Origin of the sequence: Bartonella sp. TT121SHDZB (assembly GCF_042193415.1) — a bacterium.
Taxonomy (GTDB): Bacteria; Pseudomonadota; Alphaproteobacteria; order Rhizobiales; family Rhizobiaceae; genus Bartonella.
Map to the genome: position 1 here is coordinate 1 of NZ_JBHILR010000027.1, position 2,900 is coordinate 2,900.

Sequence of the window (2,900 nt, forward strand, 5' to 3'; positions counted from 1 at the left end):
CTTCAAAACCTATAAGTAATATAAGAAAATGAATATACATAATTCTGTTTAAACAAAGCTTTTGATAACAATAAAGCACTCATTTTAGATTACGGTATAATCTTTTAAAGGCAATCCAAATAAGAGTATCTAAAAGTGCAAGTTTCTTCTTTTTAGAATAACGCATATAAACTGTCTTTTTGAGATTTTACCTAATCAACTTAACAAGAGAGGTATAGATTATGGTTATAAGCTCTATACCCCTTGTGAATTTAGCATGCCTATCATGTGAACACGCTTTATAAGTTATTCAGTTTCTCTTAGTTCTAATTTTGGTAAGTTCTTAACGATTTTCATTGTTTCTAAACTTACTGTAATAACCCTCTGAAATAACTCTAGAGGGTAGGCAGGGTTGCCAATGGTTTCAACAGCATAGCGATTGGCATCATTGACAATACCACTCTTTTTATCCGTCTTAACGCATTGACGCCCCATAACCCATTCAAGAGCGGGCTTGCCATTGACGATATACTCATAAGCTTCAAGAGGGATATCTGTTATTGTGATATTGCTATTATAAATAACAGTGGTTTTATCTTTCTCTTTACCTGCTTTTGCGAACTTCATTTCAGTTACATAATAGAATTTTTCGGGATTAGAGATCTCTGTAACTTTTGGATTACCTTTTTTAAAGGTCACTGGATAAGGCTCTACAGTTTCATAGTTTACGTGCAAATGACCGAGTTCACGCCCTGCTGTTACAAACTTCCAAAAATCATCAGCACTCTTTACACAAGGGATACGAGGCAATTCTTTGCATAAATTATCAGCATAACGGGCGCGATAATCTTCCGAATGCAAAAGACCATAAACATAATAAAATAGATCATCTTTCGTGATAGTTTCATTAGGATAAGCTGCTTTAAAATGTGCTAATCCTTCATCATAAATGGCATCACGGCGTTGTAAACCAGCTGTTTGGCTGTCTTCTGTAAATAAATGGGATTGTTTCTCACTTTTATTTTTTGAAACCGGAGTATCTTCGTAAATATAGCGTGGAAAACATTGACCACTCTCTATTGTAGTAAGATTAGGTATACTTTTAGCCATCAAAACAGAAAAACCACTTCTTGCTCCTATACCTGTAATTTGTATCACCCTATTATTAACCGCTTGTCCCATAGGAAATATACGCGGCATTTGGTAAGTTCTTTCATTAAAAATACGATTATAGTAGAGCCATTGTTGTGTAAAAGGACGATAAAGGCTTTGAATTAAGCAATCACTCTTAAATTCGGAAAACTTTCCCCTTACAATTTCTTCTTTCAGACTACTACTCCAACTAATTTTTGTAGCATCAATATTAACAAAATTGTCTACAGATTTGATACGTACTTTACGGTCAGCATGCGCATAAGCATTATTAAAACGTTCTACTTCACTGTTATAGAACGTAATCATATTACTCATGTTTTTAGCTAAAACTTTACGACTTGAATTATATGCCCAAGCATCACGATTGGTTGAAACACCAAGAGAAAATGTTTCAAAGAGTTTCTTACCATGACTTTTTTTATCACCTAAAGCTAAGAACGCTTCAAAACTTTCATCACGTTGATGAATCCAATCACCATGTTCATCCGGCGTGATCGTTTGCCATTTTTGTTTACGTGTAATGCCATCAATGCTACAAAAATTCTTAATTGTCTTAAGCTTTTTTTCTCTTGTGAGATTATTACCAATGTCATGATAATAAATTTTACACTCTCCAGAAGCATTAGGCTTTTTGATAAATAGTGTCACGGCAATACCAGTCATACTACCATTACCAAAAACATTTTCTCCTTCTTGAGCAGCTCCATTACTTAACATATTTTTACGAATATCCCCCCGTAAATTAAGTACATAAATGCTCGTAAATTCTTTGGCTAAAGATTTTCGTAAACTGTCCATTGTTGACTTTTCTATATAACCAGAACCAGAAACAAAACCAATTACCCCAGCATTATCAATACGATCACTAGCCCAACGAATGGCGCGGATATAACTATCATATAACTTTTGCGTACTAGTTGCTCTAGATTGAGCAGCATAAGTTTCACTGATCCGTTTATCTAAAATCGGATAAGGAGTGTTTTTTGCATTGTCGTTTTCATTTTTTTGTCCTACCGAATAAGGAGGGTTACCAAAGATAACTTCGATATTCAGTTTCTTTTGAAGTTCCAAATATTCACTGTTTTCTTTAAACAATTCCTGTAGCAAGTTCTTCTCTTCAAGCATGCGGAAAGTATCGGTTAAGCCAATATGCTTAAAAGGAATATACTCACCTTTCATAAGACTATGATAAGTCGATTCAATGTTAATCGCTGCTATGTAATAGGCAAGCAAAACAATCTCATTGGCATGAATATCATGACGGAATTTATATTCCATATCCTCTGGTTTTATGAGATTGGATTGTAAAAGCCGTGTGATAAAGGTACCAGTACCTGTAAAAGGGTCAAGAATAGAAACACCCCGTGACCCCAAGCTTTTGCCAAATTCATTACGCAACACATCATCAACAGAATGAATGATAAAATCAACAACCTCAACGGGCGTGTAAACAATTCCAAGCTTATCCGTGGTTTTCTTAAATGCCTTGGCAAAAAAACTTTCATAAAGCTTGATAATAAGATTCTGTTTTGCATGAGTTTCCGTAATGCTTGCTGTACAGAACATGACACTTTTGTAAAATTTATCAAGATCTTTCGTTTTCTCTGCGATATTGGTTTTATCCAGTTCCATTAAGATCTTATCCATTGCTTGCGAAATGGCATTGTTCTGTACAAATTCATTACCGTAAAATAAAGCTTCAAACACGGGACGCGTGACAAGATGTTGCGCTAACATCTCAATCGCTTCCTCTTGCTTGATTTCAC

1 protein-coding gene is annotated in these 2,900 nt (G+C 34.9%); it reads right to left on the bottom strand.

The window, feature by feature from the left end; all coding sequences use genetic code 11:
* Positions 1-285: 285 nt before the first annotated feature.
* Positions 286-2,900: type ISP restriction/modification enzyme (locus ACFIKI_RS08235; protein ID WP_375666727.1), on the bottom strand; the 2,615-nt coding region annotated here is incomplete at its 5' end.